Below are 25,555 nucleotides of genomic sequence, written 5' to 3'. Positions count from 1 at the left end.
TTCGAACAATTAATTAGCTAGTTATAAAAGGATAATCTTCCTGTACATAAACATCTTTGTACAATTCATTAGCCTCAGGATATGGAGATTCTTCTGCAAATTTTACAGATTCTTCTACTATTGCCTTGATTTTGGCATCAATTTCATCGAACCATTTATCATCAGCCCATTTGTTATCAACAAGAGCTTTTTTTACAGTGATGATTGGATCCTTTGCTTTATATCCTTCCAATTCGTCTTTTGTGCGATATTTAGCCGGATCAGACATTGAGTGTCCTTTATAGCGATAGGTACGCATTTCCAGAAAAGTTGGTCCTTCACCATTTCGTGCGCGTTGTACCGCTTCATCCATGGCGTTATGAACCGCAACCGGATCCATTCCGTCAACCGGTGCACAAGGCATATCAAAACCCAGACCTATTTTATAAATGTCGACCATATTGGTTGTTCTGGCTACAGAAGTTCCCATGGCGTATCCATTATTTTCGCAAATAAAAACTACTGGCAGCTTCCAAAGCATTGCCATGTTAAATGTTTCATTTAAAGCACCCTGACGGACTGCGCCATCGCCCATGTAACAAACATTAACATTTTTGGTTCCCAAATACTGTTCAGCAAATGCGATACCTGCCCCTAATGGAATTTGGGCACCTACAATACCATGTCCGCCGAAGAATCTTTTCTCATTGCTAAACATGTGCATTGAACCACCTTTACCTTTAGAACAGCCGGTTGCTTTTCCGTAGAGCTCGGCCATTATTTCATTGGCCGACATCCCTCTGGCTAATGCATGGGCATGATCCCGGTAGGTTGTTATCATAGAATCGTCAGGGCCTAATACAGACATTGCTCCTGCAAGGACCGCTTCCTGACCAATATATAAATGACAAAATCCTCTGATTTTTTGCTGCCCGTAAAGCTGACCTGCTTTCTCTTCAAACTTACGCATCAGCAGCATGGATTCGTACCAATGCAGATAAGTATCTTTAGTAATTTCTACTGAACTCATTCGTGATAATGTGCTTTTTGGATGGCAAATCTAACCATAAATACTAATAAAAAGAACATCCTTTGCTTTTGTTTTTTAGCAAATTGATGATTAAGATGCCTTTTGTTTGAAATATGAAAAAAAAGATGCCTTAAATAACGGTTTTAGGATATAAAACCCGCGTTGTAAAGATACATAGAGTTCAATAACAATGTTTATCTTCAGATAAAGGGTTTTAATAAGATTCAGGTCTATTTATTGAACAGGTTTCCCAGGCCACCGAGCATATCCTGGCTCATCGCCTGCATTTCGGCCTGGTGTGCATTCTCTGCCTGTTCAAGCGCTTTATTAGTGGCGACTATTAGCAGTTCCTCTAGTTCTTCTTTATCTGCGGATGAGAGCAAGGGTTGATCAATTTCTATAGAAGTTATTATTTTATTTCCGTTAGCGCTAACTTTGATTTTTCCGCCTTCCGCCTCTCCTGTTACAATAACAGTCTCTAATCTTTTTTTGACTTCTTCAGCTTTTTGCTGAACCTGCAATAATTTATCAAACATGATTTTGTGATTATCTCCAACGATAGAAACAGAGCTTTTACCAAAAGGTTTAGGTAGTTTTTCTAATAATTTCGGGATTTAAAGGTTTGGATATAAACCCTTTTACCGTAGAATAGGATTGCGATCTTGAAATGTCTTTTTCGTCAACTGAGGAGCTTACAATAAAGATTCTTATTTCTTTAGTAAACATGTCTTTTATTTTATCAAATCTCTCTAAAAAATCCCAGCCGTCCATAACCGGCATATTTAAATCGAGTAAAATTACGTCGGGTAAAAGTTCTGGATTCTTATAATTATTTTCCAGGGCTTCTATCGCCTTAGCTGCTTCTGTATAACTCACAAACTCATCGTATAGTTGATGTTTAGTGATCATAATCTGAGCTATACGCTGGTGAATAGGATCATCATCGATAATAAAAACTTTACTCATTCTTTTTCAACAGCTATCATACTAAAGGAAATGCTAAACTGATATGGGCCCAAAGTATTATATCAGAAAACAAAATACAATATTAGTTACACAAATCATTCAATTTTAACTAAAACTAAATATTTTTCTACGCTATCGCAAAATTAAGAATAATAGGGAACTTTTATCAAATGAATCCAACTTAAAAGCAGGACTTATTAATCATCAGTTGTGTCTCCATTTCCTGTGTAAGCAGATTTTCTAACTACCGGCATACCTGTTAATTTAAATAGTTCATCAAGTTGCAGCAGACTCCCGTTAGTAAGATTGCTTAAGAGGACAATTGTTATATCTCCAGTTAAATCCCTGAGGTATATATGGCGGAAACCATGCCACCAGCCTGTATGGTATGCTACATGGTGGCCATTTCCATTGAATACGCGCCATCCATAACCGTAATTAAAATGCCCCCTGGTTAAATCGTTATGCCCCGTATATGCTGAGTCGAGAAGCGCTTTGCTCACCAGTTTACCTTTCCTTAGCGCTCTGTCGAATAAATACAGATCACGAACTGTACTATAGATTCCTTTATCTCCTACAGGGCCATCTAAAAAGTTTTGAACGACAGAATATCTCCATGTTCCTCTATCGTGGCCAACTACCTTTACCGGAATTTTATCGTACTCAGCCTTTGAATAAACGGCCGTATGTTTCATTCCGGCTGGTTCAAATATGTTTTCTTTCATAAATTGAGAGAATCTTTTGCCTGACACTTTTTCAACAATAGCAGCCAATACCATAAAATTGGAATTGTTATAATGGAATTTTCTGTTCGGGCTGGTGTAAGGAGCAGGTTTTCGCTCTGAAATAATCCTCATTACCTCCTGGTTGGTTAGTCCTTTTCGCTGATCTTTATGCTCTTTTCGCCAGATATCATCAATGAAATATACATAGTTCATTATTCCCGAACGATGCGTAAGCAACATTTTTATAGTTATTCCTTCGTATGGGAAGTTGGGATAGAAATCTTTAACTGTTTGTTCAAGTTTAATTTTACCCCGATCAACAAGCATCAATACAGCGGTTGCTGTCATTGGTTTCGATACAGATGCCAGTTCAAACTGATAATCTATCTGTAAGCTATCTCTGCGCAGATAATCTGCCCATCCAATAGCATTCTGATAAATGATCTTTCCTTTCTTTGCAACTAAAACATTACCGTTAAATCCTCTGGTGCGATGCAGGTTTTTCATAAACGCATCTATTTTTTTGTCAGCATTTTTGGGATCATAAATCATCGCCAGGCTGTCAGATTTATCCTCCTCAACAGTCCTTACCGGAGTTTTTTCGCTTGAGGAACAGGAAGTTAAAAAGATTGAGATTGTGAGTAGTTGAACTATATAAAAATACCTGACCATAAACATATTTAAGTACACTAATAAAAAGGCGGAAATTAGAAATTATTACAAAAGCAAGCCGAAAGAGTTTTAAACAATCTATTAAACCTCTTCGCCGAAAGGCAGAAAGCTTAAGACACAACACGGTAAGTTTTAATCTTTCTTAAGGCCATCGTGTCTTTGTGGCAATTTTTCGCTTAAAAAATCTAAATTTGCGGCATTAATAAAAAAAATAAAAATCATGACTTTCAGAATAGAACGTGATACTATGGGAGATGTTGAAGTTCCCGCAGAAAAATATTGGGGAGCACAAACAGAACGCTCAAGAAATAACTTCAAAATTGGTCCAGAGGCTTCTATGCCAAAAGAAATAATTGAAGCTTTTGCCTATCTTAAAAAAGCTGCGGCCTATACAAATACCGACTGTAATGTTCTTGACGCAGAGAAGAGAGATTTAATCGCAAAGGTGTGTGATGAAATATTAGAAGGGAAGCTTGAATCGGAATTTCCCCTTGTAATTTGGCAAACAGGTTCAGGAACCCAGTCTAACATGAATGTAAATGAGGTTATTGCCAACAGATCTCATGTTTTACAGGGTAATAAACTGGGTGAGGGTAAAACCTTTATTCACCCAAATGATGATGTAAATAAATCTCAATCGTCAAACGATACCTACCCAACTGCTATGCACATTGCAGCATATAAAATGGTAATGGAAGTTACGATTCCGGGGGTTGAAAAATTAAGAGATACTTTAAAATCAAAATCTGAGGAGTTTAAAAGCGTCGTTAAGATTGGCCGTACGCATTTAATGGATGCTACACCTTTAACTCTTGGACAGGAGTTTTCAGGGTATGTTTCTCAGTTGGATCATGGTTTAAAAGCATTAAGAAATACATTAGATCACCTGTCAGAACTGGCACTGGGCGGAACAGCCGTTGGTACAGGTATAAATACTCCAAAAGGATATGATGTTACAGTGGCAGATTACATTGCTAAATTTACCGGCTTGCCTTTCAGAACAGCAGACAATAAATTTGAAGCCCTTGCTGCACACGATGCTTTAGTAGAATCGCATGGGGCATTAAAGCAGATTGCGGTTTCTCTGATGAAAATTGGCAATGACATCCGCCTTTTAGCTTCAGGTCCTCGTTCTGGAATCGGGGAAATTAATATTCCTGAAAATGAGCCAGGCTCATCGATCATGCCTGGTAAAGTAAATCCTACTCAAAATGAAGCCATCACCATGGTAGCGGCACAAGTAATGGGAAATGATGTTGCTTTATCGATCGGGGCTTCAAACGGACATTTCGAATTAAATGTTTTTAAACCTGTAATCGCTGTTAACTTTCTTCAATCTGCACGACTAATTGGTGATGCCTGTGTGTCGTTTAACGATCATTGTGCAATTGGCATTGAGCCAAATTATGCAGGTATAAAAAAGCATGTTGAGAATTCCCTGATGCTGGTTACAGCACTCAACCCACATATTGGGTACGAAAATGCTGCCAAAATTGCTAAGAAGGCCCATAAAGAGGGAACCTCTTTGCGGGAAGCTGCTCTGGAATTAGGATTACTTACAAACGAACAATTTGATCAATGGGTACGCCCGGAAGATATGATTGGCGGACTGAAATAGATCTCACCTTGATCCCTCTCTTTTGGAGAGGGATTTTTTCTGAATTATGCAAAAATCTTCTTTCTTGCTTGTTTCTTTTCTATTATTTGTTGGCGGCATTCTGTTCTCTGCCTGCAAGTTCAACCCGAATTATCAGGGGCGCGGAATCGATTTTATCCAGGGAGCGTGGGAAGAAGTTCCGGTTCCTTATAAAGACAGCTTGTTGCAATACACTCTTCATAAATTCAGATTTACCTGCGATTCGGTTTATGTGACGTTAGAAACGCATGCTAAAGCGAACTACTATCCGGATAGTTGTTTCAACGATGGAGTCTGGAAAGAATACGCTAAGGGAAATTATATCGTTAGAAATGATACGCTGTATATTATAAGCACTTTTACTAAAAGTAATTATAAGCAAAAGCTTTCTGGCTGCTACCGCATTGGACAATATCTACCAACTTTTCTTATTAAAAAGCGAGCCGTCGACAGACTGGAGTTGCAAGGGTTACAACAGCATATTCCCCTTACGATGAAGTTAATCGAAAAAGTAGAATGTAATCCAAAACCTCTTTAAAACAGGATGGCCAACCTTTTTAAAACTGTTGTATTTCTCTTTGTGATTTTGCTTGTTCCTTCGCATACTAAGGCATGGGGTGTTTTGGGACATCGGATAATCGGACAGATTGCCGAAAGCTATCTAACAAGTGACACTAAAAGGGAAATCAGAAAAATTCTTGAAAATGAATCTGTACCCATGTCAGCTAATTGGATGGATTTTATAAAATCTGACAGGTCCTTCGGATACCTTGGAAAATGGCATTATGTTAATTTTGCACAGGGATTAACATTTTCACAGTTAAGTACCCTTCTTAAAAAAGATACCAGTACGAATATTTACACTAAAATAAATTTTGTTACCAGAGAACTGAAGAGAAAGGATATTTCTTTAGAAAAGAAGCAATTGTATTTACGTATTCTTATCCATCTTGTAGGTGATGTTCACCAGCCTTTACACTGCGGCAAAGCCGAAGATTCCGGAGGGAATGATATTAAAGTAAGATGGTTCAATAAGCAATTGGATTTGCATAGTCTTTGGGATTCTGAATTAATAGGTTTTCAAAAATTAAGTTATACCGAATACGCTAATTCCATAAACCATCCAGCCGATGCTCAATTAAGAGCCTGGCAAAGAGATGATCTTTGCAAATGGATTTTTGAATCCTATCAGTTGAGCGATATCATTTATAAGGAAGCGGAAATCAATTCTAAATATAGTTATAAGTATAATTTTGATCATGTAAATACTTTAAACGGGCAACTGTTGAAAGGCGGTGTTCGCCTGGCCGGGGTGTTAAACGCGATTTTTACTGATTAATATGAAAATTTTAATGGTTTGCTTAGGCAATATTTGCCGATCTCCTTTAGCTCATGGTATAATGGAGAAATTTGTGGCTGAACAAGGATTAAACTGGGAGGTAGACTCTGCGGGAACGGGTGACTGGCACATTGGTTCGGCTCCTGATAAACGTTCTGTAGCGATAGCAAAAAAATATGGGTTGGATATTTCGAATCAATGCTGCAGGCAGTTCCAAGTTGAGGATTTTGACAGATTTGACAAAATCTTTGTCATGGATCATACCAACGAAAAGGATGTTTTAAATCTGGCAAGAAGGCAACAGGACCGCGAAAAGGTTCAGCTTCTGTTAAATACTGAAAAGGTGCCTGATCCTTATTATGAAGATGACCAATTTGATTCTGTGTATCAAATGATAGAGAAAGGATGCAGGAAACTTCTCGATCAATTAAAGGGAATAAAAGCGGAATAGTGGCCTTTTAATAATCCAGATAATCCTGAAAGACGCTTTGCATATAGGCTTTACCATAATATAGCAGTGCTGCGTCTTTTTTGTTGTTATTGGGGATATTCTTATAAACAATGTTCTTTCCGGTATTATCGAAAGAAATTACCTGCTCCGATGTTGCTACACCGAACCCATTATCCCAATCAAAAAAAGCAAAATCCCTTGTTCCGGGGTTAAGAATATCACGGCTCCATTTGAAATCGCCGGAAGGCATTTGCAATTGGTTGAATAAGGTAGCCGCGAGGTCTGTCTGGCTGCCAATTTTTGAAATTCTTTTACCTCTAAATTCGGGTTTAATTACCTCGCCAAAGAATAGAAGCGGAATTCTGAACCTGTTGGGATGATAAATTTCGGATTGATTTTTTGGCAGTCTATGCCCGTGATCTGCTAATGCAATGAACAAAGTGTTTTTGTACCATTGCTCTTTTTTCGCCTTGTTTATAAGAGCGCCCAGGCATGAATCGGTATAATACGCGGTACTTCTAAATTTATTTTCCACCTCTTCTCCTTTAAAATGCGGCGTTCCGGGGACTTCAAATGGTTCATGATTGGTGAGCGTTAAAACTGTAGAGAAAAAAGGCTGTTTGGCTGAACGCGCTTTGCTTAGAAGTTTACTAAAAACTAAATCGTCAAACGCTCCCCATTTAGAGTTCATGTCCTTTTTATTGAAGGATGACTTATCGATTATTTCCTGATAACTATGACTTAGCAGGTAAGATTTCATATTAAAAAATTCGCTTTCTCCCCCATAAAAAAATGAAGTTGAATATCCATTTTTAATAAAAACCTGAGACATAGAAGGAAGCTTTTCCTGCTTGCTGTTTAATTTCATAACACTGCGGATAGCCTGAGAAGGGAAGGCATTTAATATTGCTACCACGCCTTTATCGGTTCTGTCGCCAGAAGCATAGATATTCTCAAAAAGCATTCCTTCCTCAGCAAGTTTTTTCATTTGCGGCGACACCCCTTTTTCACCTCCAAGGCTTTCAACCACATCTGCAGTAAAACTCTCAAGTATAATCAGAACTACATTAGGCCTTTTGCTGGTTAATACTTCTGTACCAGAGGTTTCAGGCTTTTTAAGAAGTTCGGATACAATTTTAGCGGACTCAGATTTTGTATAATATGGATAAGGATTTTTGGTGGATTTATTATTCAAAATGTCCCTAAAAAGCGACCATTCGGTATTTACTGTTGCATGATTTAAGACAGGAACATTCGAATAATAGGCCATACTTTCATTCATTGGCGAAAGCTGCCAGCCTCCACGAATTGCCAGAAAATTAAAACCGATCAATAAAGCAGATGCAATTATTTTTAGTTGAATATTTACCTTTTGAAGGCTCTGATACCTGATGATTTTTTTGGAAAGCCATAAACTTAATAAAATCAGAAGAAGGAGGGTTGAAAGCGATGCAAAAACAGGTGATGAAGCACTACTGGCAACAGCCTCATTCGGAGAGTTAAAAGCAAAGTCTAAAGCTTTATAATTTATTTTTGAACCCCATTCGCGGTAAATATTAAAGTTAAACGCACAGATGATTGAAAAGACCACTATCAATACAGCTGTATACCAGCGCAGTATACCCGATGGAATTTTTACTGCCGGAATAAACCACACGAGTAAAGTAAGCAATAACGGTATGACAGAAATATAAGCTGCCATCGACGCATCCATCCATAAACCGACTATGAAACTTTTGCCTATTTCTGTAATTGGCGTTCCTTTAACCTTTTCTGTAAATGCCAGAATAAAGAGCAGGCGCTCAAGAAAAAAAAACAAGAGCCAGAACGCGAAATAGCGAAATACAGTGAAAAGGTTCTTTATCATTTAACAAGCTCCCCCGAAAATTGCAGGGATACAAAAGTAACAGATTAATGTATTTATAAGGGATTTAAAAGCCAACTTTTACGCCGATCCCTAACTTTGTAATATCTGATGGTGAGAGCCATTCCCGGTTATTTCTATAGAAAATGCTCGCCAGATACAAATCACTTACATTGAATTCGCTATAAAGGGAAAGGGATTTTAGCTTTTTTCCGGTATTAATTTTTATTTCATTACTGAGTGAAAAATGCCCTCTGAGCGCTGTTGACCATCCATAATAGCTTTTCCCGTACTGATCCTGATCAAATGCCAGATCGAATTGTTCGCCTAAATGGTAGGAAAAAAATAAGCCAGGATTTGCGGGGTAGAATTTAATGTTGTTTTTCACCTTGATTTCAAATGGATGATATGCGAATTTGGCGGTTAGAATATGCAGCGGCCCCCCTTTACTCTCTGGCACCATCCCATACAGAAGTTCTAAACTTCCGCTATTATCTTTGAAAAGTTCGTAACCTGCACCAATGCTGATATAGCCTATACTTCCGGCATGTTGTGTGACAGCATATTGCGGCTTTAGGTATGAGAACTTCTGTGCTTTACCCGTATTATACAAAAGCATAAAACAGAAAAACATCAGACTATATTTAATATTTAACGCTTTCATATTTAAGTCGCCCCTCTATAATCTCTATTAATAAAAACTGACGTCGTCCAATATTATACGTAACTAAGTAAGGAATTGCCTGGTCATTTGGATAACGTACTTCTTCACTGTGATTGTGCGCATACAACGCGGCTAAGGTGTTTGGAGAGGAATTTATCAGATTGACGTATGAAGCTTCCAGCCTCGGATCAAAGTCTACTGAAAAAGGGGGGACATGAGCAACCGCTATGTATGCATCTACTCCGGCGGATGGGCCAAGTTCACTTTTCAACCAAGGCATGTCAGGTACGTTGCCATCAAAATTTACTTCGCGGGAGTTGGTATTATGGCAGACGAATTTTATTCCTTTATAAATGAAAGAAAAATTCAATTTGCCATACATACGCTTGAATACATTCTCTCCATTAGCTACCATATCATGATTGCCGATAACTCCAATGTAGGGTGCGTTTAGTTTAGAGAAGATTTTATCTATCCATTCCATTTCATTCAGGAGGCCGAAATCAGAAATGTCTCCTGCCAATAACACAAAGTCCAGTCCTTTTTTGTTGTTTGCCGTCTCTACAAAATCGCTTGCATCTTTATAAGCACGCTGACTATCACCAACAAGAGCAAATCGAATGGTATCATCTCCACTATTTTGGACTAACCTGGCAATGTGTTTTTGGTTAAGGTCCCTTGGGGTATTTCTATCAAACGCCTGATTGGGGCTATATTCTATAAGATCGCATGCATTAAACAGCAAGAGTGAAAGTAAGAGATAAAATATCGCTTTCATATAACACTTAAAATCTCATTTAAAGAAAATTGTTTTCGGTATACTTTTTATGAGATGCAGATTATAATAGAGCTTTTAACAGCTAATCCATGTCTTCTTTGTGACAGCAGTCTTGGGCTTGTATACTTAAGCAATGCAAAAGATCATACTCTTTCGGGGTTTCGAAACTATAGGCTATGCTATATTTTGATTTTGTACTTTTGCGGCATGGCGAGTATTAAACCCTCAGTCCCAAAAGGCACACGAGATTTTTCACCATCAGAAATGGTGAAACGGAATTATATTTTTGATACAATAAAATCAGTTTTCAAAAAGTTCGGGTATCAGGAAATTCAAACTCCAACGATGGAGAACCTGGATACATTGACTGGAAAATACGGTGATGAAGGGGATAAATTGATTTTTAAAATTCTGAATTCAGGTGATTACTGGAAAGATGCTGAAAGTAGAAAGCAAAAATCTGATAGCTTTGAGTTTAGCTCAAAAAGTTTATTGCCAGTTATTGCAGAGAAAGCACTGCGATACGATTTGACAGTGCCTTTTGCCCGTTACGTGGTGATGCATCAAAACGAAATTTCTTTTCCGTTTAAGCGTTTTCAGATACAACCTGTTTGGCGTGCCGATCGTCCTCAAAAAGGGCGATATCGGGAGTTTTACCAATGCGATGCCGATGTGGTTGGTTCGGACAGTTTGATAAACGAAGCCGAATTTGTCTTGATCTATGATGAAGCTTTAAGCAACCTTGGCCTGAAAGACTTCACCATAAAAATAAATAACAGAAAGATCTTATCTGGCATAGCCGAAATTATCGGCAAGCCCGAATTGATTGTTGACATGACCGTCGCTATTGATAAACTCGATAAAATTGGATTTGAGGGCGTAACAAAAGAACTTATCGAACGAGGTTTTACACAAAATGATATTGAGAAACTTGAGCCTGTAATTCTTCTCGGCGGCAGTAATGAAGATAAAATACAAAGTCTTAAAGAAGTTCTTAAAAGTTCAGCCACCGGTTTGAAAGGCATAGAGGAGATAGAACGGATTTTTACCTATGTCGGTCTTCTCAAACCTCAAATCTTGGATCTCAAATCCAGGCTCGAACTCGACATCACCCTCGCTCGTGGCCTAAACTATTATACCGGAGCAATATTCGAGGTAAAAACCAACGAAGTCGCTATGGGTAGTATTGGGGGCGGTGGGCGCTACGATGATCTAACGGGTATGTTTGGTCTGAAAGATTTAACGGGTGTAGGTATTTCTTTTGGGGCAGATAGAATTTACGATGTGCTTGAAGAGCTGGATCTTTTTCCGGCAGATACCGCAGAAACAACTAAAGTTTTGATTACTAATTTCGATGCGGAGTCTGAGACTTTTGCTTTGCCAATACTTCAGGATTTACGCAGCAAGGGAATTGCTGCAGAGCTCTACCCTTCTTCGGCCAAGTTGAAAAAGCAAATGAGTTATGCCGATAGTAAGCGCATTCCGTATGTTTTATTAATAGGCACAGATGAAATAAAATCTGGTGTGCTGACATTAAAAGAAATGAAGACGGGTGATCAGGTGAAATTAACTCAGGTTGAATTAATATTGAGATTTCGGAGCTAATAGGAAACCTTAATAATAGCACTGCTTTCTCAAGTCAAACCAAGTTGAAGAGGAAGGCCCACAAGGTGCCCAGGTTTGCGAAGGAACGGCGAGGACTTGGAACGAAAAACGGGGCTGCTTTTACTATAAAAGATCAACCCCGTTTTTTTTATCCTGATATTAGAAGGAGCTGAAAAGATAGTAAACCAAAGCGGCCAGAACAGCTGAAACCGGGATTGTTAATACCCATGCCCAGATAATGTTTATGGTAACGCCCCACCTAACGGCAGATATTCTTTTAGTAATACCGGCGCCCATGATAGAACCTGTTATGGTATGAGTTGTAGAAACAGGAATACCTAAAGCGGCAGTTCCGAATAAAGTTAAAGCTCCGGCACTCTCTGCAGAAAATCCTTCGAATGGTGATAACTTGGTTACTTTTTGGCCCATTGTTTTTACGATCTTCCAACCTCCGAACATTGTTCCCAATGAGATTGCAGCATGGCAGCTGAGAGGAACCCATATGGGTAACTGCTCCATTCCGGGAATTACATTAGCAGCAATTAAAGAAGCACCTATTATACCCATTACTTTTTGAGCGTCATTACCTCCGTGCCCTAAACTATAGGCTGCAGCCGATAATAACTGCAAGCGCCTAAAGATTTTATCGACCTTGGAGGGATTTGCCCGCTTGCACAAATGCATGGTTATAATCGATATGGTATAAGACATAATCATACCTATCATCGGCGCAAGTACAATAAAATAAACTGTAGGCATTACTTTCGAATATCTTACTACATCAAAGCCTGCATGGGCAACTGCTGCACCGGCGAAGCCTCCTATTAATGTATGCGATGAACTTGATGGTATACCTAGCCACCATGTAAGCAAGTTCCAGCCTATTGCGGCTGTTAGTCCTGCACCAACCACGGTTAAGCTGATGGCGGTGGCATCAACGGTTTTAGCAATCGTATCTGCTACGTGAAGAGGAAATATAAAATAGGCAATGAAATTGAAAAAAGCTGCCCAGATAACTGCGGTTAGTGGCGAAAGTACTTTAGTAGAAACTATAGTAGCTATCGAATTGGCCGCGTCGTGAAAACCATTAATAAAATCGAAAATAATTGCCAGAGCAATTACTACAATAAGAAGGGTCGTAACCATTGCTTTGTTGATTAAGCGTGTTTAATCAGAATTGACTCCAGAACATTTGCGGCATCCTCGCATTTGTCTGTTGCCTTCTCCAGGATGGACAAAACTTCTTTATATTTTATGATAACCTTTGCATCCTGTTCGTATTCAAATAAATCGGCCACTGCCCTTTCAAAAACGGCATCGGCCTGATTTTCCATACTGTTGATCCGAACGCAGGATTCGGCAATCAGGCGCAGGTTTCTTAAGTTCTTTAATTCCAATATGGCTTTATCCAAATCCTGACATCCCTGAAGAATCAAATCCCCCAATTCTTTCATAGACGGAGTTATGTCATGAATCTTATATAGCTGTATTCGTGTAGCAGAACCGTGAATATAATCCGCAATATCATCAATAACGGCAGCCAGAAAATGAATGTCCTCCCGGTCGAAAGGAGTTATGAAGTTTTTACCTAATTCCAAAAAAATCTGATGGGTAATGTCATCTCCCCGGTGTTCCAGATCTTCGATTTTTTTTGTTAACTCTAGTTTGAGGCTGTCGTCGGTAGTGTTTAGAAGATTTACCAGCGCCTGGGCGATTTCTATAAGATTTGCACTACCCTGCTCAAACAGCGGAAAGAACTTGCGATCTTTGGGCACGAAGTATTGTAAAATGTTATTTAATGACATATTCCTTCTTTTAGTGAAGGTTACAAAAGTATAAAGTTAATGTTAATTTAATGTTAACATTTATACTGATATAATTGCGGGCATTACCCTTTCAAGCGTAAAGGCGAAAGTTGTACCCACGCCCTCTGTACTTCGAACAGTGATCGTTTGTTCATGAGCTTCGAGGATATGTTTTACTATTGCAAGTCCAAGGCCCGAGCCTCCGATTTGTCTTGAACGGCTTTGATCGGTTCTGTAAAAACGTTCAAAAAGTCTGGGTAGATTCTTTTCTTCAATTCCAATTCCGTTGTCTGTTACCTCTACCAATATCTGATCATGAAGTTCGAAAATTTTAATAGCAGTAAAACCATTTTCGTTCCCATATTTGATGGAATTATCTATCAGGTTGATTAAAACCTGGCAAATTTTATCTCTGTCGGCATTTACCCAGATTGAACTATCGTACTTATCCTTAAAAATTAATTCGATTTTATGGCTTTTGGCCTTATGTTCCATTTGCTCAATCACATCTTTCACTAAAAGAGTGATTTCAAATTTTTCGAAATTTATTGGTGCCTCTCCATTTTCCAATTTGGAAATTACATCAAGGTCTTTAATCAGCGAGCTTAAGCGGTCTATGTTTCTTGACGCTTTGTTCAAAAAGGATCTGGCCAGATCAGGATCATCCATTCCATCTTCCTGCACTGCCTCGATATATCCCTGAATGGCAAAAAGCGGCGTTTTAAATTCGTGAGAGATATTGGCAAGAAACTCGCGTCTGAATTGCTCCTGATTTTTCAGAGCTTCGATTTCTATTTTTTTATCTCTGGCCCATTCAGTGACTTCCTGCTCAACATCATTAATGGGATCGTTACTTACATATTCTCCAAGCGCATCCTTCAAATCCTTTCCCAGCTTAAGGTTATGGATAAGTTTGTAGATTAATTTGATTTTACTGTATACATATCGTTCTATGACATAGTAAAAAACGGCATAACAAACAAGCAGGGTAATGCCGAAGGTTAGTACGAAATAATACCAATCCCTCTGAAAGTAAAAATTTATAAATGCCAGAGAAATCGCAACTACTGCCGCGTTTATAAAAACTAATTCCCGGAGTTTCATACTGCAATTATACTATTAAAATGGATTGCCATGTGTCCTTTTTAAGATGTATTTAGAAAGTTTCGGTAAACTCTTGAGACATTCAACCGATAGTTCCGAAATCAGATTTTTGCCGAATAATTTTTGGGTTAACCTGCCTATTCTTAGACGGTTATCGAAGGCGTTTTTCCATCTGGCCTGGTAAGCATGCTCGAGGGTTTGACGGTTGGGGTAATATTCTGTTATTGTTTCCGAAAGAATTTTAGCGGCATGTATCGCCATAGCCATTCCATTTCCGCATAGTGGACTAATCATCCCTGCGGCATCGCCGCAATAAAGTACATGATTTTCTACCAGTGGTTTTTGTTCGAAGGAGATTTCGTTAATTACTTCTCGTTTTACATTCAAATAATCAGCATTTAAAAAGCGTTCTTTTAAAAACGGGTTTTTAAAAAGAACATGTTCCTCCATCGCTTCAATTGATCCATGTTTTTTCAAATGATGATTCTCACTTAAATAACAAAGATTGTAGCGGTCGCCTTCAATTTTAACTGTACCACAGTAGCCTCCTTCAAAATTATCGAGTTGAATTAAATCAGAAGGGAAATCTGTATGGATATGATACTTTACGCCTAAGTACGGACTTCTTTTGTGCAGGAATTTACGGTTTTTATCCAAGTTCGACTGTTTGCCATAGGATGCAATTGTTAAATCAGAGTTTAGAATGGTATTATCTGAGAGTTTGATTTCAAATTTGTCCGCAATGAAGGTTATCTTGGTAACTTTACATCCAAGTTTAAATTCAACCCCTTCTTTTATAGCTTGCTGATACAAATAGTTATCAAATGTATACCTGCTCAGACCGAATCCTCCTAAGTCTAAATCGGTTTTGAAGAGTTTTCCTGAAGGAGAACTTATAGCCAATTTTGTTATGCTAGAAGGATTTAGCTTAGAGAAATCAATGTCCAGAGAATGAAGGAAAGGCAGAACTTCATTGGATAAATACTCCCCGCATACGCGATGAAAAGGATATGTTTTCTTTTCTATAAGCGTAACCCCAAAACCCGCTCTTTTTAATAAAATCGATGCGGTTAAACCGGATAAGCCGCCCCCGATTATCAGGATTGTTTTATTTGCCGTTTTATCACGCATGTTATTTATATAGTATAAGTTGCCATCTGAAGGCCCATTTCCATTTTAAGCAGTATTTTTGTACACCTGCTCTTAAAAGTAAAGATACCAGCTCCTCTTTGCTGAAACCTCTTAAAACGGAAAGTTTAGAATCATGCTTAACCATAGGGGATTTTGAGAATAGGCTGGTGAGAACGCCAATTGAATGGTATGCAAACCAATGGCGATGAAGGTCATTAACAATTACGGCGTAATTAGAGCAATCCAGCATTTTTTGGATTAGCTCAATCCAGCTTTCATTTTCAAAATGATGAGTAAACAGACTTGATATGATAATATCAAATTGTCCTTCCTCTAATTCGGAGGACAAAACATCAGCATGAATAAAACTGATTTCTGGATAATTTACAGTTTTGTTTTTGGCATATTCTATCGCGGTAGCGGTTGCATCTACACCGATGAACTTTAGTTTGAAATTTCTCCTTCGTGCCCAGGCCGCCAGCACCCGTAATGAATCGCCTCCTCCGCAGCCCCAGTCGCTAATGGTCATGCCATCTCTCAGTTTTAATGTTTTTAATGAGTCAAAAAAGACAGTATAGCCACCCAGAAGCTTATTCACTACTTCCAGCTCATCCATAATTGGATTGATGACTTCATGACCAAGAGTGAAGTCGTCCATCATTTCAGCTTCAATACTTCTCTGACTAAAGTCTGGCATTATACTGTTTCTAAAATCATGCTTTCTACCGTTAATCCCGGGCCAAATGCGAAACTCATCGTTTTTTCCCCCGGTTCTGTTGCTTTCAACAATTTCTGCAGAACAAATAAAATGGTAACTGAAGACATGTTCCCGTATTGCTTTAATACATCATATGAATGTTGAAGCGCTTCTTCCGGTAGTTCCAGCATATCTTCACAAACTTCCAGAATGCGCCGCCCTCCGGGATGGATAGCCAACTGCGAGATCTCCGATCTGTCATAACCAGATTTTTCCAGTAAGGAAGCAGTAACGTCCTTAATCTTTTTACCAATATTTTTTGCGATATGCGAAGAAAGATGCATCTGAAACCCGGTATCTCCTATTCTCCAGGCCATTTCATCTTTCGCTTCAGTTACAAGCGTATTAAAAAACGTTTTTAGCCGAAATCCTTTATTTGTTGAGCGGTGTTGTTCAGCCTCTATTAGTACAGCGGCTGCGCCATCAGCAAACAAAGAATTAGCTACCCAGTTTTCCAGGGTACTTTCTCTTTGGAAGTGAAGTGTGCAAAGTTCGATATCTACAATTAACACCTTTGCGCTTGGGGCAGCCCTGCAAATATAATCGGCAGTTTTGAGGGCATTAAATGCACCATAACATCCCATGAAATTAATACAGGTTCTTTCGATAGTATTATTAAGTTTCAATGAATCAATAATGTCAATATCTAATCCTGGAGCATACATGCCTGTACAGCTAACTGTAATTATATGAGTTATTTTTTGTTGTGGGAATGAAGTGCTATCTAAAAGATTTTGAATTGCTGTTAATGCCAGATTTTTTGCACATAGCTCGAATAGTGTGCTTCGTTTTTCTGTTGTTGGAAAGGGTTCCATCATCTCACCATTCCCAAAAAAGGAGTAATTTCCACGCTTTTCGCCAAAATCATTAATCACAGAATGCCTGTATTCAATTCCGGAAACCTCATATAACTTTTCGAGGCGAAGTGCAGGGATCTGTTCTAGCTGATGAGCCTGAATCATAAAATTCAGTATTTCCTTTTGGGAAAAACGATTCGAAGGCACTGCTGTTCCAATAGCTGAAAGAATACTTCCCATTAATTAATTTTTTCTAATTTAAGAATCAATTTTAAACACTAAGCTTTCAAATGAACTTTCTACCAACAAAATCGGCACTGCAACATTCAAGGTTTCTGTTTTCCTTTTTTTTGTTACCGGTTTATGTATTCGCAGTAGGTCAGGTCTCAGAAATTTATTTATTTAAAGCATTATTAGTATTTGTTATCTGGCATCTGTTAATTTATCCGGCAAGTAACGGGTATAATAGTTATTTTGATAAAGATGAAGGTAGTATCGCACTTTTAGAAAGTCCTCCTCCTACAGATAAAAGTTTATACGTTTTTTCTCTCTTTCTGGATTTAACAGGAATAATACTGGCGTGTTTTGTAAGTTTTGAATTTGTTGCCGCTGTGTTTATATATGGCTTGCTTTCAAAATTATATAGTCATCCTGCTGTGCGCCTAAAAAAGTATCCTGTAATCAGTTTCCTGATTGTTTTTATTTTCCAGGGAGCATTTGTATTCTGGACAAGTTATTCTGCCATTTCAGAGCAATTACTCATTGATGCATGGAATTCTGATATTTTCATTGCAGGATTAATTTGTTCTTGCCTGGTAGGAGCATCTTACCCATTGACTCAGGTATACCAGCATAAAGAGGATGCTCAGCGCGGCGATAAAACTCTAAGCATGTTGCTAGGAATTAACGGAACGTTCGCATTCGCTGCTTTTTTGTTTTTTATGGCGGCTGTGTTAATGTATATATATTGGGTAAATCAACATCGCATAGAGTATTTCTGGGCCTTCCTTCCTTTTATTATGCCTGTGCTTTTTGTGTTCTTTAATTGGATACTCAAGATACAGAAGGATAAATCCCAAGCCAACTTTAAAAATATGAGTAAGATGACTTTAGTTAGCGGGGTTGCTATGCTTGCTTACTTTTTGCTTCTGCTGTTTATGTAGAAACCCACATTGTGATCAAACCCTTCCGAATTTACAAATACCTTTCTTCAATCACTTTTTGATGGTGCTTTACATGTCCAGACATAATAAAGAGCAGGGCACGAACACTTAGTGCTGAATTATTTGCTTCTCCTTTTCGTTCTAACTCCTCTTCTGTTAATGATCTGAAGAGAAACAGATTCGCGTTACGAACAGCCTTAAACTCTTCAATCATGGTATTGAAGTCTTCTTTACGGAAATGTGCATTTTTTACATAATTATTTTCCTCAAAACCCGCTAATGGAATAGAATCATTTCTGGAAAAGCGAAGCAGGCGGTATGCCATTATTCGCTCTGTATCTATTATATGCCCAAGCACTTCTTTTAGTGTCCATTTTCCTGGAGCATAAGCATAATCGGTTTTCTCAACAGGAACTCGTCCTAAAAATTCAGGGAAGCTTGTAAGCTGATCAGCTAGTTCAGAAACAACGTCATCATTAACAGTATCAATGTAATTTTGATAAAAGGAATTATAATCTTCAGGTTGTGGCCGCTTCATAGTTATTGCTGCTTTTTAAAATTATCCGGATGATGGTTGCTTTACCAGGCTCAGAATCTTTTACAAAGATCTGTCCTCTATGATAATTGTCAATAATTCTTTTGCTCAATGAAAGTCCCAGGCCCCATCCTCTTTTTCTTGTTGTATATCCTGGTTGAAAGATAGTTTCAAACTTTAACCTCGGAATTCCTTTACCACTATCTATTATATCAATAAATACCTGTTCTTTGGCCAGATGTTCGGTTATACTAACTTCTATAGTCCCAATTCCCTGTATAGCATTTGCAGAGTTTTTAAGAAGGTTTTCCAGCACCCAATCAAAAAGAGGGACATTCATCAATGCGTCAACGCTATCATCACCGCTAACAGAGAATGTTATTTTATCACTTGCCCTTTTCTTAAAATAATTAACATACTCTTCAATAACCTGATAAACATTATGACTTTCTAATATAGGTTTAGATCCGATTTTTGAGAAACGGTCGGCTACCATTTCAAGGCGCTTTAAATCATTTTCCATCTCAAGAACCAGTGGATCTTCTTCTGCATTGAACTTAGTTTTAATTAATTCAATCCAGGCCATTAAAGCTGAGATGGGTGTGCCAAGCTGGTGTGCGGTCTCTTTGGCCATACCTACCCAAACCAGGTTTTGCTCGGAACGGCGGGAAGAGCTGAAAACCATATAAGCGATTAAAAGGAAGATTCCTATGACGCTTAATTGTATGGAGGGGAAGACCCTTAATTGCATCAACAGCTGCGAGTCTTTATAATATACAAGCCATTTTTCACCATTGGCAAGTTTGAGCTCAATCGGAGTGTGCTGAGTTTTCATCTCCTGTAACTGTTTATTATAGTACCCAGGATCATATTTGCGGCTTGTATCGATGTCAAAATATGTTTTTGTACTGTCTAGCCCTCTGTAGTATAATATGGTGTCTCTTGCATTGGTAACTATCGCAGGCACTTCTAAACTATCTCTTATGGAGTAGATAAAGGTGATGTAGTCATCATTAATATCAGATATCTCAATGATTTTCTGTTGACTCAGGGCCCATACTTCTGCCCGTGTGCGTTCAGCAACCGCGATGTTTTTTACTAAATAATTACTATACCAGAGAGATGTACCTGCTATAATAATTGCGAAGGCAAGCAGAAGAAATTTCCAGCGTCGTTTCTGTTCGTATGGGTTCATAGTTTTTATTGTCCTTAGGCATTCAACTGATTATGCTCCCTTTTTTCTTAATTCTTTTAGATACAATGTCAAAGCGCAGATCAATCAATTTGCAAATCGTGTAATTGAAGCCCCATATTATAAAACAAAAATGACCATTTATCGGCTTGTTCTGATATAATCTGGGAGGTGGATTTACCTGCTCCATGACCCGCTTTGGTGTCAATTCTGATCAAAACCGGATTACTGCCCCGGTGAGTTTCCTGAAGCCGGGCCGCAAATTTAAAAGAATGTGCAGGAACAACTCTGTCGTCATGATCTGCGGTTGTAATCATTGTAGAGGGATAACTTGTTCCGGGTTTTAAGGCATGTACCGGTGAATATGTAAAAAGATATTCAAACATCTCTTTCGAATCTTCCGCAGTACCATAATCATAGGCCCAGCCCGCGCCGGCAGTAAATTTATTATAGCGCAGCATATCCAGAACCCCTACAGCCGGTAATGCCACTTTAAATAACTCAGGACGTTGAGTCATCGCAGCACCTACTAAAAGCCCCCCGTTTGATCCCCCGGAAATTGCCAGAAAATCTTCCGAGGTGTACTTATTCGTAATTAAGTATTCTGCTGCTGCGATGAAATCATCAAAAACATTCTGCTTTTGCATTTTCGTTCCGGCGATGTGCCATTTTTCGCCATATTCTCCCCCGCCTCTTAGGTTGGGTACGGCATAAATTCCACCCTGCTCCAGTAAAATAATATTAGAAGTACTGAAAGCCGGAGTAAGACTTACACTGAAACCTCCGTATCCGTACAAAAGAGTTGGGTTTTTCCCATCAAGTTTTAAGCCTTTTTTATGCGTAATGATCATCGGAATTTGAGTTCCATCTTTAGAGCTATAAAACACTTGCTTTGATTCAAATTGTGCGGGATCAAATTGAACTCCGGATTTTTTATATACATCTGAATTGCCAGACTCAATAGTATATTTAAAAATAGTAACCGGATATACATAAGAAGTGAAGCTGTAATATAATTTTTTTTCCTCTTTTTTACTGCTGAAGCCCGATGCGGTACCTACTCCGGGAAGAGTGATTGTCCTTTCCAGATTTCCGTTCATGTCGTACTGCATAACCAGAGAGGTGGCATCTTTCAGGTAATTAGCGAAGATTTTTCCGCCTCCGGTACTTGCGCTTAATACATTTTCGATCTCTTTAATTAAATCTTTCCAGTTTTCAGGTGATGCCTCAGATGCCTGGGTAGTTATTATTTTATTATTTGGAGCATTCAGATTTGTAAAAATGAAAAGCTTGCTTCCCTCGTTGTCAATTAGGTAGCTCTCCGAATCAAAGTTATTAACAACCGTAATAATTGGTCCGTTGCTGCTTAAATCTTGGATATATAACTCATTCCCGGTTGTTGAGTTAGCTGCGGTGATGGATAAATACCTTTCATCTTCTGTCAAAGACGCGCCGATATATCTTCGTGGTTTAGCCTCGCCCCCAAAAATAAGTATGTCTTCGCTCTGCGTAGTGCCTAGTTTATGGAAATATAACTTGTGAAATTGGGTAAGACCCGAAAGCTGACTTCCTGCCTTTGGCTTATCGTAACTGCTGTAATAGAAGCCTTCATTCCCTTTCCAGGCAAGTCCGGAGAATTTTACGTCAATAAGCGTATCCCCTACCACAGTTTTATCATCAGTTTTGAGAACTATAACTTTTCTCCAGTCAGAGCCTCCTTCAGAAAGTTGATACGCAGCCAGGCTCCCATCTTTTGAAAATTCTATTCCCGCCAGAGATGTGGTTCCTTCTTTGGAAAATTTATTAGGATCCAGGAACACTTCAGGTTCCTGGGCTTCTTTCTGGCGATAGAGCACAGCTTGATTTTGAAGCCCGTCATTTTTATAAAAATAGATGTAATCACCTTCTTTAAATGGTGCGCTATACTTTTCATAGTTCCACAGCTTTTCTAAATGCCGTTTAATTATATTTCTGTAAGGGATGTGTGATAAATAATTTTGCGTGACTTTGTTTTGTTCAGTTACCCATGCCTTGGTATCCTCGGCAACATCATTTTCTAACCAGCGATAAGGGTCCTCAACCTGTGTTCCGTAATAAATATCTGTGGTATTATTTTTTTTAGAAGGAGGGTAATTCATTTTTTTATAGTGGTTGCAATTTTCGTTTAATGCAAGAATGTGTAAAAATATAAGGATATAAAGGAATTTCATAGGAACTGTTTTACCGGGAATGAAATTTACAAACGCTGATGCTTGGTACAAATTACAAATTTCCATGAAGCTTGCGTACTTTTGCGCCTATGCCCAAACGTGATAAAATTTACTTTGCTTCTGATTTTCACCTTGGAGTTTCAAATTATGAGATAAGCCGGTTACGGGAAGCAAGCATTGTTCGTTGGTTAGATTCAATAAAAGACGATGCTGCAGAACTTTTTTTAGTTGGCGATGTGTTTGATTTCTGGTTTGAATATAAAAGGGCTGTTCCCAGAGGTTTCATTCGCTTTTTAGGAAAATTGGCAGAATTATCTGATTTAGGGGTAAAAATAACCATGTTTAAAGGCAATCACGATATGTGGATGTTTGGGTATCTTACCAAAGAAATTGGCGTTGAAATAATTTCGGACGAGTTGGTCGTAGAACGAAACGGTAAAAAATTATATATCCACCATGGCGATGGACTGGGCCCTGGTGATTCAAAGTATAAGGTTCTAAAGAAATTTTTCAGAAGTGATTTTTGTCAGTGGCTATTTGCCCGCCTGCATCCGAATCTGGGAATCGGAATAGCCATGGCATGGTCGCACCGGAGCCGTTTATCACAAAAGAAGGTTGAACGATTTTTGGGCGAACAGCAGGAATGGCTCGTCAATTATAGCAAGCAATTGTTACAAAAAGAACATTACGATTATTTTATATTTGGACACAGGCATTTACCACTGGATATACAATTAGATAATAGCCGTTATATAAACCTGGGTGAATGGCTGAATTTTAATTCGTATGCTGTAATGGACGCCGGTGAAGTGTCTTTAAAATATTTTGAAAAATCGCCTTATCAGGTCACAGTGTAATTACCAATCCAGGTCTTATGATTTTTTTTAGAAGGTTACTAGTTGTTTTATCGGTCGCATTACTGTCGAATTCCGGTTACTCGCAGGTTTTACCCGCTATAAAAATTGTGCAAGATGCTGCTTCGAAAAAAGTTGATGTTTTTATAGGGAATGACTTGTTTACCTCTTTACTTTATGATGATAGTTTAAAAAAGGCGGTGCTTTATCCGGTATATGCTCCTGGAAATATCGCAGTTACCCGCGGCTGGCCTATTGCCCCAAAAGAAGGTGATCAGATCGATCATCCGCATCAGATAGGTGTATGGTTTAATTTTGGAGATGTAAATGGTGCTGATTATTGGAATAATTCAACAAAAATTGATACGAATGCTAAAGCTTATGGTACCATTAAGTTCAATAAAATACAATCAGTAAAAGGCGGGAATGGGAAAGGCGAATTGATTACACTTTCCACCTGGTATAATCCGGGAGGTAAGGCCGTGCTTGAAGAAATTTCGACTTATAAATTTTCAGTTGCAGGAAGCTGCAGAATTATTGACCGCAAAACTCAGTTGAAGGCTTTGCAGGATGTTTCATTTAAGGATAATAAAGAGGGCTTGTTTGCCATTCGGGTAGCGCGGGAATTAGAGTATCCCTCAGCGAAGCCTGTAAAGGTTTATACGAAGGAAGGTATTAAGTCTGTTATAAGTAATAAAAAACTTAGCGGAAAATATGTGAGCAGTTCTGGTGTTGCTGGTGAAGGAGTTTTTGGGACGCGATCAAAATGGTTAAGTCTTTCAGGAAAAATAGATACTAAACCTGTAAGTGTGATAATAATGGACCATCCTGATAATATTGGTTATCCGGGATATTGGATGGCCAGAGGGTATGGACTTTTTGCAATTAATCCCCTGGGTGCAGAGGTGTACACAAATGGAAAGGAAAAGCTCAATTTTAGTTTAATCAAGGGAAAAGATGTTGTTTTTAAGCATCGTTTGGTTATTGGTGATGAATTAAGTGTCTCTCAGGTTTCGCAATTATTTAATTCTTTTGAAAGACAGTAAAAGAGATATTTCTTAAAACTGTACTTTTGTATCCTATAACAGCAAATGCTTTTGTATTTAAACCTGATTGCAGCGGAAACCCCAAGAGGATTGAGGGAAGGTTGTAGCGTAAAGCAGGGCTTTCTGAGCATTGAAAGCCAACTGTTGATTTCAAAATAAAAATATGTTAGAAAAATTAGAAGACATAAAACTTCGCTGGGAAGAAGTAGAGCGGGAATTAAGTAATCCTTCTACGCTTAGCGATATGAAGCGTTTTGCCACTTTAAATAAAGAATATAAAGATTTGGGCAAAATTGTGGATGAATACAAAATCTATAAAAATGTTGTTTCAAACATCGAAAGCAATAAACAAATATTAGCTACCGAGAAGGATGAGGAGTTGAAGGAGATGGCGAAAATGGAGCTTGATGAACTGATTCCTCAAAAAGAAGAATTGGAAGAAAAGGTTCGCCTGATGCTGATTCCCAAAGATCCGCAGGATGCCAAAAATGCTGTTGTTGAGATTCGCGGCGGTACAGGTGGCGATGAAGCCGCTTTGTTTGCCGGAGATTTATACCGGATGTATTCGCGCTATTTTGAGAAGAAAGGATGGAAGGTTGAGGTTGTTGACGTAACCGAAGGTACGGCCGGTGGTTATAAGGAGGTTATTTTAAATGTAAGCGGTGATGATGTTTACGGTCATATGAAGTATGAATCCGGCGTTCATCGTGTGCAAAGAGTACCTGATACCGAAACACAGGGCAGAGTGCATACCTCGGCTGCATCAGTTGCGGTACTGCCCGAAGCTGAGGAAGTGGATTTTTATTTAAATCCGGCTGATGTTGAGTTGCAAACCTCCCGTTCCGGCGGTGCAGGTGGGCAGAATGTAAATAAGGTAGAGACGAAAGTTCAGTTAACTCATAAACCCTCAGGGATGGTAGTTGTGTGTCAGATTGAGCGTTCGCAACTTGGTAACCGTATCAGGGCCATGGAGATGCTTCGTAGTAAGCTTTACGACTTAGAATTGCAAAAGCATGTAGGTGATATTGCGGCTAAACGTAAAACGATGGTTTCGACAGGCGACAGGTCGGCCAAGATCAGGACATACAATTACCCTCAGGGACGTGTTACCGAACACCGCATCGGATTAACTCTATATAACCTTACAGCTGTTATGGACGGGGAAATTCAGGAGATTATTGATGCTTTACAGTTCGCTGAAAATGCAGAAAAGATGAAAGAGGGTTCAAATACATAATTTTTAAATAGGTAA

The 25,555-nt window shown here is 38.7% G+C and carries 25 protein-coding genes; 9 read left to right on the top strand and 16 right to left on the bottom strand.

Annotated elements, in window-relative coordinates; translation table 11 throughout:
* Positions 1-13: 13 nt before the first annotated feature.
* The 4 genes from pdhA to WG906_RS11470 form a co-directional block, all read right to left on the bottom strand.
* On the bottom strand, positions 14-1,009 hold the full coding sequence (pdhA, locus tag WG906_RS11485) for a pyruvate dehydrogenase (acetyl-transferring) E1 component subunit alpha (RefSeq protein WP_339992762.1): 996 nt from the start codon (positions 1,007-1,009) through the stop codon (positions 14-16).
* A gap of 230 nt (positions 1,010-1,239) precedes the next feature.
* The gene (locus WG906_RS11480) at positions 1,240-1,545 is read right to left on the bottom strand and encodes a YbaB/EbfC family nucleoid-associated protein (protein WP_339992761.1); all 306 of its coding nucleotides are present in this window, start codon (positions 1,543-1,545) and stop codon (positions 1,240-1,242) included.
* Positions 1,546-1,594: 49 nt separating this feature from the next.
* A complete protein-coding gene (locus WG906_RS11475) occupies positions 1,595-1,975 on the bottom strand; it encodes a response regulator (RefSeq protein WP_339992760.1) in 381 nt (126 codons plus the stop codon).
* A gap of 197 nt (positions 1,976-2,172) precedes the next feature.
* Complete coding sequence (locus tag WG906_RS11470; RefSeq protein ID WP_339992759.1) at positions 2,173-3,372, bottom strand: serine hydrolase domain-containing protein; 1,200 nt, start codon at positions 3,370-3,372, stop codon at positions 2,173-2,175.
* Between the two features lie 220 nt (positions 3,373-3,592).
* Between WG906_RS11470 and fumC the strand changes: the two genes are divergently transcribed.
* From fumC to WG906_RS11450, 4 genes are read left to right on the top strand one after another with little or no spacing between them, the layout of a single operon-like run.
* Positions 3,593-4,990: a class II fumarate hydratase gene (gene fumC / locus WG906_RS11465; RefSeq protein WP_339992758.1), complete on the top strand. Its 1,398-nt coding sequence runs from the start codon at positions 3,593-3,595 to the stop codon at positions 4,988-4,990.
* A gap of 46 nt (positions 4,991-5,036) precedes the next feature.
* A complete protein-coding gene (locus tag WG906_RS11460) occupies positions 5,037-5,546 on the top strand; it encodes a fumarate hydratase (protein ID WP_339992757.1) in 510 nt (169 codons plus the stop codon).
* 6 nt (positions 5,547-5,552) lie between these two features.
* Entirely contained in the window at positions 5,553-6,347 is a 795-nt protein-coding gene (locus tag WG906_RS11455) for a S1/P1 nuclease (RefSeq protein WP_339992756.1), read from the top strand.
* A 1-nt stretch (position 6,348) separates the two neighbouring features.
* On the top strand, positions 6,349-6,798 hold the full coding sequence (locus WG906_RS11450) for a low molecular weight protein-tyrosine-phosphatase (RefSeq protein WP_339992755.1): 450 nt from the start codon (positions 6,349-6,351) through the stop codon (positions 6,796-6,798).
* A 7-nt stretch (positions 6,799-6,805) separates the two neighbouring features.
* Here WG906_RS11450 and WG906_RS11445 read toward each other — a convergent pair whose 3' ends face one another.
* The 3 genes from WG906_RS11445 to WG906_RS11435 form a co-directional block, all read right to left on the bottom strand.
* Entirely contained in the window at positions 6,806-8,665 is a 1,860-nt protein-coding gene (locus WG906_RS11445; protein ID WP_339992754.1) for an LTA synthase family protein, read from the bottom strand.
* Between the two features lie 64 nt (positions 8,666-8,729).
* Entirely contained in the window at positions 8,730-9,326 is a 597-nt protein-coding gene (locus WG906_RS11440) for a hypothetical protein (protein ID WP_339992752.1), read from the bottom strand.
* Positions 9,307-10,104, bottom strand: coding sequence for a metallophosphoesterase family protein (locus tag WG906_RS11435; protein WP_339992751.1), 798 nt, complete (start codon positions 10,102-10,104; stop codon positions 9,307-9,309). Before WG906_RS11435 ends, WG906_RS11440 begins: the two co-directional genes overlap by 20 nt.
* A 207-nt stretch (positions 10,105-10,311) precedes the next feature.
* Here WG906_RS11435 and hisS point away from each other — a divergent pair, with 207 nt between their 5' ends.
* Positions 10,312-11,709, top strand: a complete 1,398-nt coding sequence (hisS, locus tag WG906_RS11430; RefSeq protein WP_339992750.1) for a histidine--tRNA ligase — start codon at positions 10,312-10,314, stop codon at positions 11,707-11,709.
* A 159-nt stretch (positions 11,710-11,868) separates the two neighbouring features.
* Here hisS and WG906_RS11425 read toward each other — a convergent pair whose 3' ends face one another.
* The 6 genes from WG906_RS11425 to WG906_RS11400 are packed head-to-tail and all read right to left on the bottom strand — an operon-like array spanning position 11,869 to position 17,543.
* Entirely contained in the window at positions 11,869-12,855 is a 987-nt protein-coding gene (locus WG906_RS11425; RefSeq protein ID WP_339992749.1) for an inorganic phosphate transporter, read from the bottom strand.
* A gap of 11 nt (positions 12,856-12,866) precedes the next feature.
* Positions 12,867-13,514 (bottom strand): DUF47 domain-containing protein, encoded by a 648-nt coding sequence (locus tag WG906_RS11420; RefSeq protein ID WP_339992747.1) that lies wholly within the window; start codon positions 13,512-13,514, stop codon positions 12,867-12,869.
* Between the two features lie 60 nt (positions 13,515-13,574).
* Positions 13,575-14,618, bottom strand: a complete 1,044-nt coding sequence (locus tag WG906_RS11415; protein WP_339992746.1) for a sensor histidine kinase — start codon at positions 14,616-14,618, stop codon at positions 13,575-13,577.
* A gap of 15 nt (positions 14,619-14,633) precedes the next feature.
* Positions 14,634-15,749 carry an NAD(P)/FAD-dependent oxidoreductase gene (locus WG906_RS11410; protein ID WP_339992745.1) on the bottom strand — a complete coding sequence of 372 codons (1,116 nt, stop codon included), beginning with the start codon at positions 15,747-15,749 and terminating at the stop codon, positions 14,634-14,636.
* A 1-nt stretch (position 15,750) separates the two neighbouring features.
* Positions 15,751-16,446: a methyltransferase domain-containing protein gene (locus WG906_RS11405; RefSeq protein WP_339992744.1), complete on the bottom strand. Its 696-nt coding sequence runs from the start codon at positions 16,444-16,446 to the stop codon at positions 15,751-15,753.
* Positions 16,446-17,543, bottom strand: a complete 1,098-nt coding sequence (locus WG906_RS11400; RefSeq protein WP_339992743.1) for a type III polyketide synthase — start codon at positions 17,541-17,543, stop codon at positions 16,446-16,448. Before WG906_RS11400 ends, WG906_RS11405 begins: the two co-directional genes overlap by 1 nt.
* Before the next feature lie 50 nt (positions 17,544-17,593).
* Between WG906_RS11400 and WG906_RS11395 the strand changes: the two genes are divergently transcribed.
* On the top strand, positions 17,594-18,466 hold the full coding sequence (locus WG906_RS11395) for a UbiA family prenyltransferase (RefSeq protein ID WP_339992742.1): 873 nt from the start codon (positions 17,594-17,596) through the stop codon (positions 18,464-18,466).
* Between the two features lie 31 nt (positions 18,467-18,497).
* On the opposite strand, the gene WG906_RS11390 is transcribed toward WG906_RS11395, so the two are convergent.
* The 3 genes from WG906_RS11390 to WG906_RS11380 form a co-directional block, all read right to left on the bottom strand.
* A complete protein-coding gene (locus WG906_RS11390; RefSeq protein WP_339992741.1) occupies positions 18,498-19,004 on the bottom strand; it encodes a DinB family protein in 507 nt (168 codons plus the stop codon).
* Complete coding sequence (locus WG906_RS11385) at positions 18,985-20,196, bottom strand: sensor histidine kinase (RefSeq protein ID WP_339992739.1); 1,212 nt, start codon at positions 20,194-20,196, stop codon at positions 18,985-18,987. The genes WG906_RS11390 and WG906_RS11385 overlap by 20 nt, the downstream gene beginning before the upstream one ends.
* An 80-nt stretch (positions 20,197-20,276) precedes the next feature.
* Positions 20,277-22,331, bottom strand: a complete 2,055-nt coding sequence (locus tag WG906_RS11380; RefSeq protein WP_339992738.1) for a prolyl oligopeptidase family serine peptidase — start codon at positions 22,329-22,331, stop codon at positions 20,277-20,279.
* A 161-nt stretch (positions 22,332-22,492) separates the two neighbouring features.
* Here WG906_RS11380 and WG906_RS11375 point away from each other — a divergent pair, with 161 nt between their 5' ends.
* From WG906_RS11375 to prfA, 3 genes are all read left to right on the top strand, one after another.
* Positions 22,493-23,260, top strand: coding sequence for a UDP-2,3-diacylglucosamine diphosphatase (locus tag WG906_RS11375; RefSeq protein ID WP_339992921.1), 768 nt, complete (start codon positions 22,493-22,495; stop codon positions 23,258-23,260).
* A 17-nt stretch (positions 23,261-23,277) separates the two neighbouring features.
* Entirely contained in the window at positions 23,278-24,303 is a 1,026-nt protein-coding gene (locus WG906_RS11370) for a DUF6807 domain-containing protein (RefSeq protein ID WP_339992737.1), read from the top strand.
* Positions 24,304-24,466: 163 nt separating this feature from the next.
* Positions 24,467-25,540, top strand: a complete 1,074-nt coding sequence (prfA, locus tag WG906_RS11365) for a peptide chain release factor 1 (protein ID WP_339992736.1) — start codon at positions 24,467-24,469, stop codon at positions 25,538-25,540.
* Positions 25,541-25,555: the final 15 nt, after the last annotated feature.

The organism is Pedobacter superstes (assembly GCF_037622515.1).
Taxonomy (GTDB): Bacteria; Bacteroidota; Bacteroidia; order Sphingobacteriales; family Sphingobacteriaceae; genus Paradesertivirga; species Paradesertivirga superstes.
The sequence above is the reverse complement of the archived record's forward strand: the minus strand, read 5'-3'. Positions and strand labels throughout refer to the sequence as shown.

Excerpts from the sequence above, each read along its gene's own strand:
- WG906_RS11395 (WP_339992742.1), top strand. The coding sequence starts at position 17,594 with ATGAACTTTCTACCAACAAAATCGGCACTGCAACATTCAAGGTTTCTG.
- fumC (WP_339992758.1), top strand. The coding sequence starts at position 3,593 with ATGACTTTCAGAATAGAACGTGATACTATGGGAGATGTTGAAGTTCCC.
- WG906_RS11405 (WP_339992744.1), bottom strand. The coding sequence starts at position 16,446 with ATGCCAGACTTTAGTCAGAGAAGTATTGAAGCTGAAATGATGGACGAC.
- prfA (WP_339992736.1), top strand. The coding sequence starts at position 24,467 with ATGTTAGAAAAATTAGAAGACATAAAACTTCGCTGGGAAGAAGTAGAG.
- WG906_RS11445 (WP_339992754.1), bottom strand. The coding sequence starts at position 8,665 with ATGATAAAGAACCTTTTCACTGTATTTCGCTATTTCGCGTTCTGGCTC.
- WG906_RS11400 (WP_339992743.1), bottom strand. The coding sequence starts at position 17,543 with ATGGGAAGTATTCTTTCAGCTATTGGAACAGCAGTGCCTTCGAATCGT.
- pdhA (WP_339992762.1), bottom strand. The coding sequence starts at position 1,009 with ATGAGTTCAGTAGAAATTACTAAAGATACTTATCTGCATTGGTACGAA.
- WG906_RS11480 (WP_339992761.1), bottom strand. The coding sequence starts at position 1,545 with ATGTTTGATAAATTATTGCAGGTTCAGCAAAAAGCTGAAGAAGTCAAA.
- WG906_RS11410 (WP_339992745.1), bottom strand. The coding sequence starts at position 15,749 with ATGCGTGATAAAACGGCAAATAAAACAATCCTGATAATCGGGGGCGGC.
- WG906_RS11415 (WP_339992746.1), bottom strand. The coding sequence starts at position 14,618 with ATGAAACTCCGGGAATTAGTTTTTATAAACGCGGCAGTAGTTGCGATT.
- WG906_RS11425 (WP_339992749.1), bottom strand. The coding sequence starts at position 12,855 with ATGGTTACGACCCTTCTTATTGTAGTAATTGCTCTGGCAATTATTTTC.
- WG906_RS11460 (WP_339992757.1), top strand. The coding sequence starts at position 5,037 with ATGCAAAAATCTTCTTTCTTGCTTGTTTCTTTTCTATTATTTGTTGGC.
- WG906_RS11470 (WP_339992759.1), bottom strand. The coding sequence starts at position 3,372 with ATGGTCAGGTATTTTTATATAGTTCAACTACTCACAATCTCAATCTTT.
- WG906_RS11375 (WP_339992921.1), top strand. The coding sequence starts at position 22,493 with ATGCCCAAACGTGATAAAATTTACTTTGCTTCTGATTTTCACCTTGGA.
- WG906_RS11385 (WP_339992739.1), bottom strand. The coding sequence starts at position 20,196 with ATGAACCCATACGAACAGAAACGACGCTGGAAATTTCTTCTGCTTGCC.
- WG906_RS11475 (WP_339992760.1), bottom strand. The coding sequence starts at position 1,975 with ATGAGTAAAGTTTTTATTATCGATGATGATCCTATTCACCAGCGTATA.
- WG906_RS11450 (WP_339992755.1), top strand. The coding sequence starts at position 6,349 with ATGAAAATTTTAATGGTTTGCTTAGGCAATATTTGCCGATCTCCTTTA.
- WG906_RS11390 (WP_339992741.1), bottom strand. The coding sequence starts at position 19,004 with ATGAAGCGGCCACAACCTGAAGATTATAATTCCTTTTATCAAAATTAC.
- hisS (WP_339992750.1), top strand. The coding sequence starts at position 10,312 with ATGGCGAGTATTAAACCCTCAGTCCCAAAAGGCACACGAGATTTTTCA.
- WG906_RS11440 (WP_339992752.1), bottom strand. The coding sequence starts at position 9,326 with ATGAAAGCGTTAAATATTAAATATAGTCTGATGTTTTTCTGTTTTATG.
- WG906_RS11420 (WP_339992747.1), bottom strand. The coding sequence starts at position 13,514 with ATGTCATTAAATAACATTTTACAATACTTCGTGCCCAAAGATCGCAAG.
- WG906_RS11370 (WP_339992737.1), top strand. The coding sequence starts at position 23,278 with ATGATTTTTTTTAGAAGGTTACTAGTTGTTTTATCGGTCGCATTACTG.
- WG906_RS11455 (WP_339992756.1), top strand. The coding sequence starts at position 5,553 with ATGGCCAACCTTTTTAAAACTGTTGTATTTCTCTTTGTGATTTTGCTT.
- WG906_RS11435 (WP_339992751.1), bottom strand. The coding sequence starts at position 10,104 with ATGAAAGCGATATTTTATCTCTTACTTTCACTCTTGCTGTTTAATGCA.
- WG906_RS11380 (WP_339992738.1), bottom strand. The coding sequence starts at position 22,331 with ATGAATTACCCTCCTTCTAAAAAAAATAATACCACAGATATTTATTAC.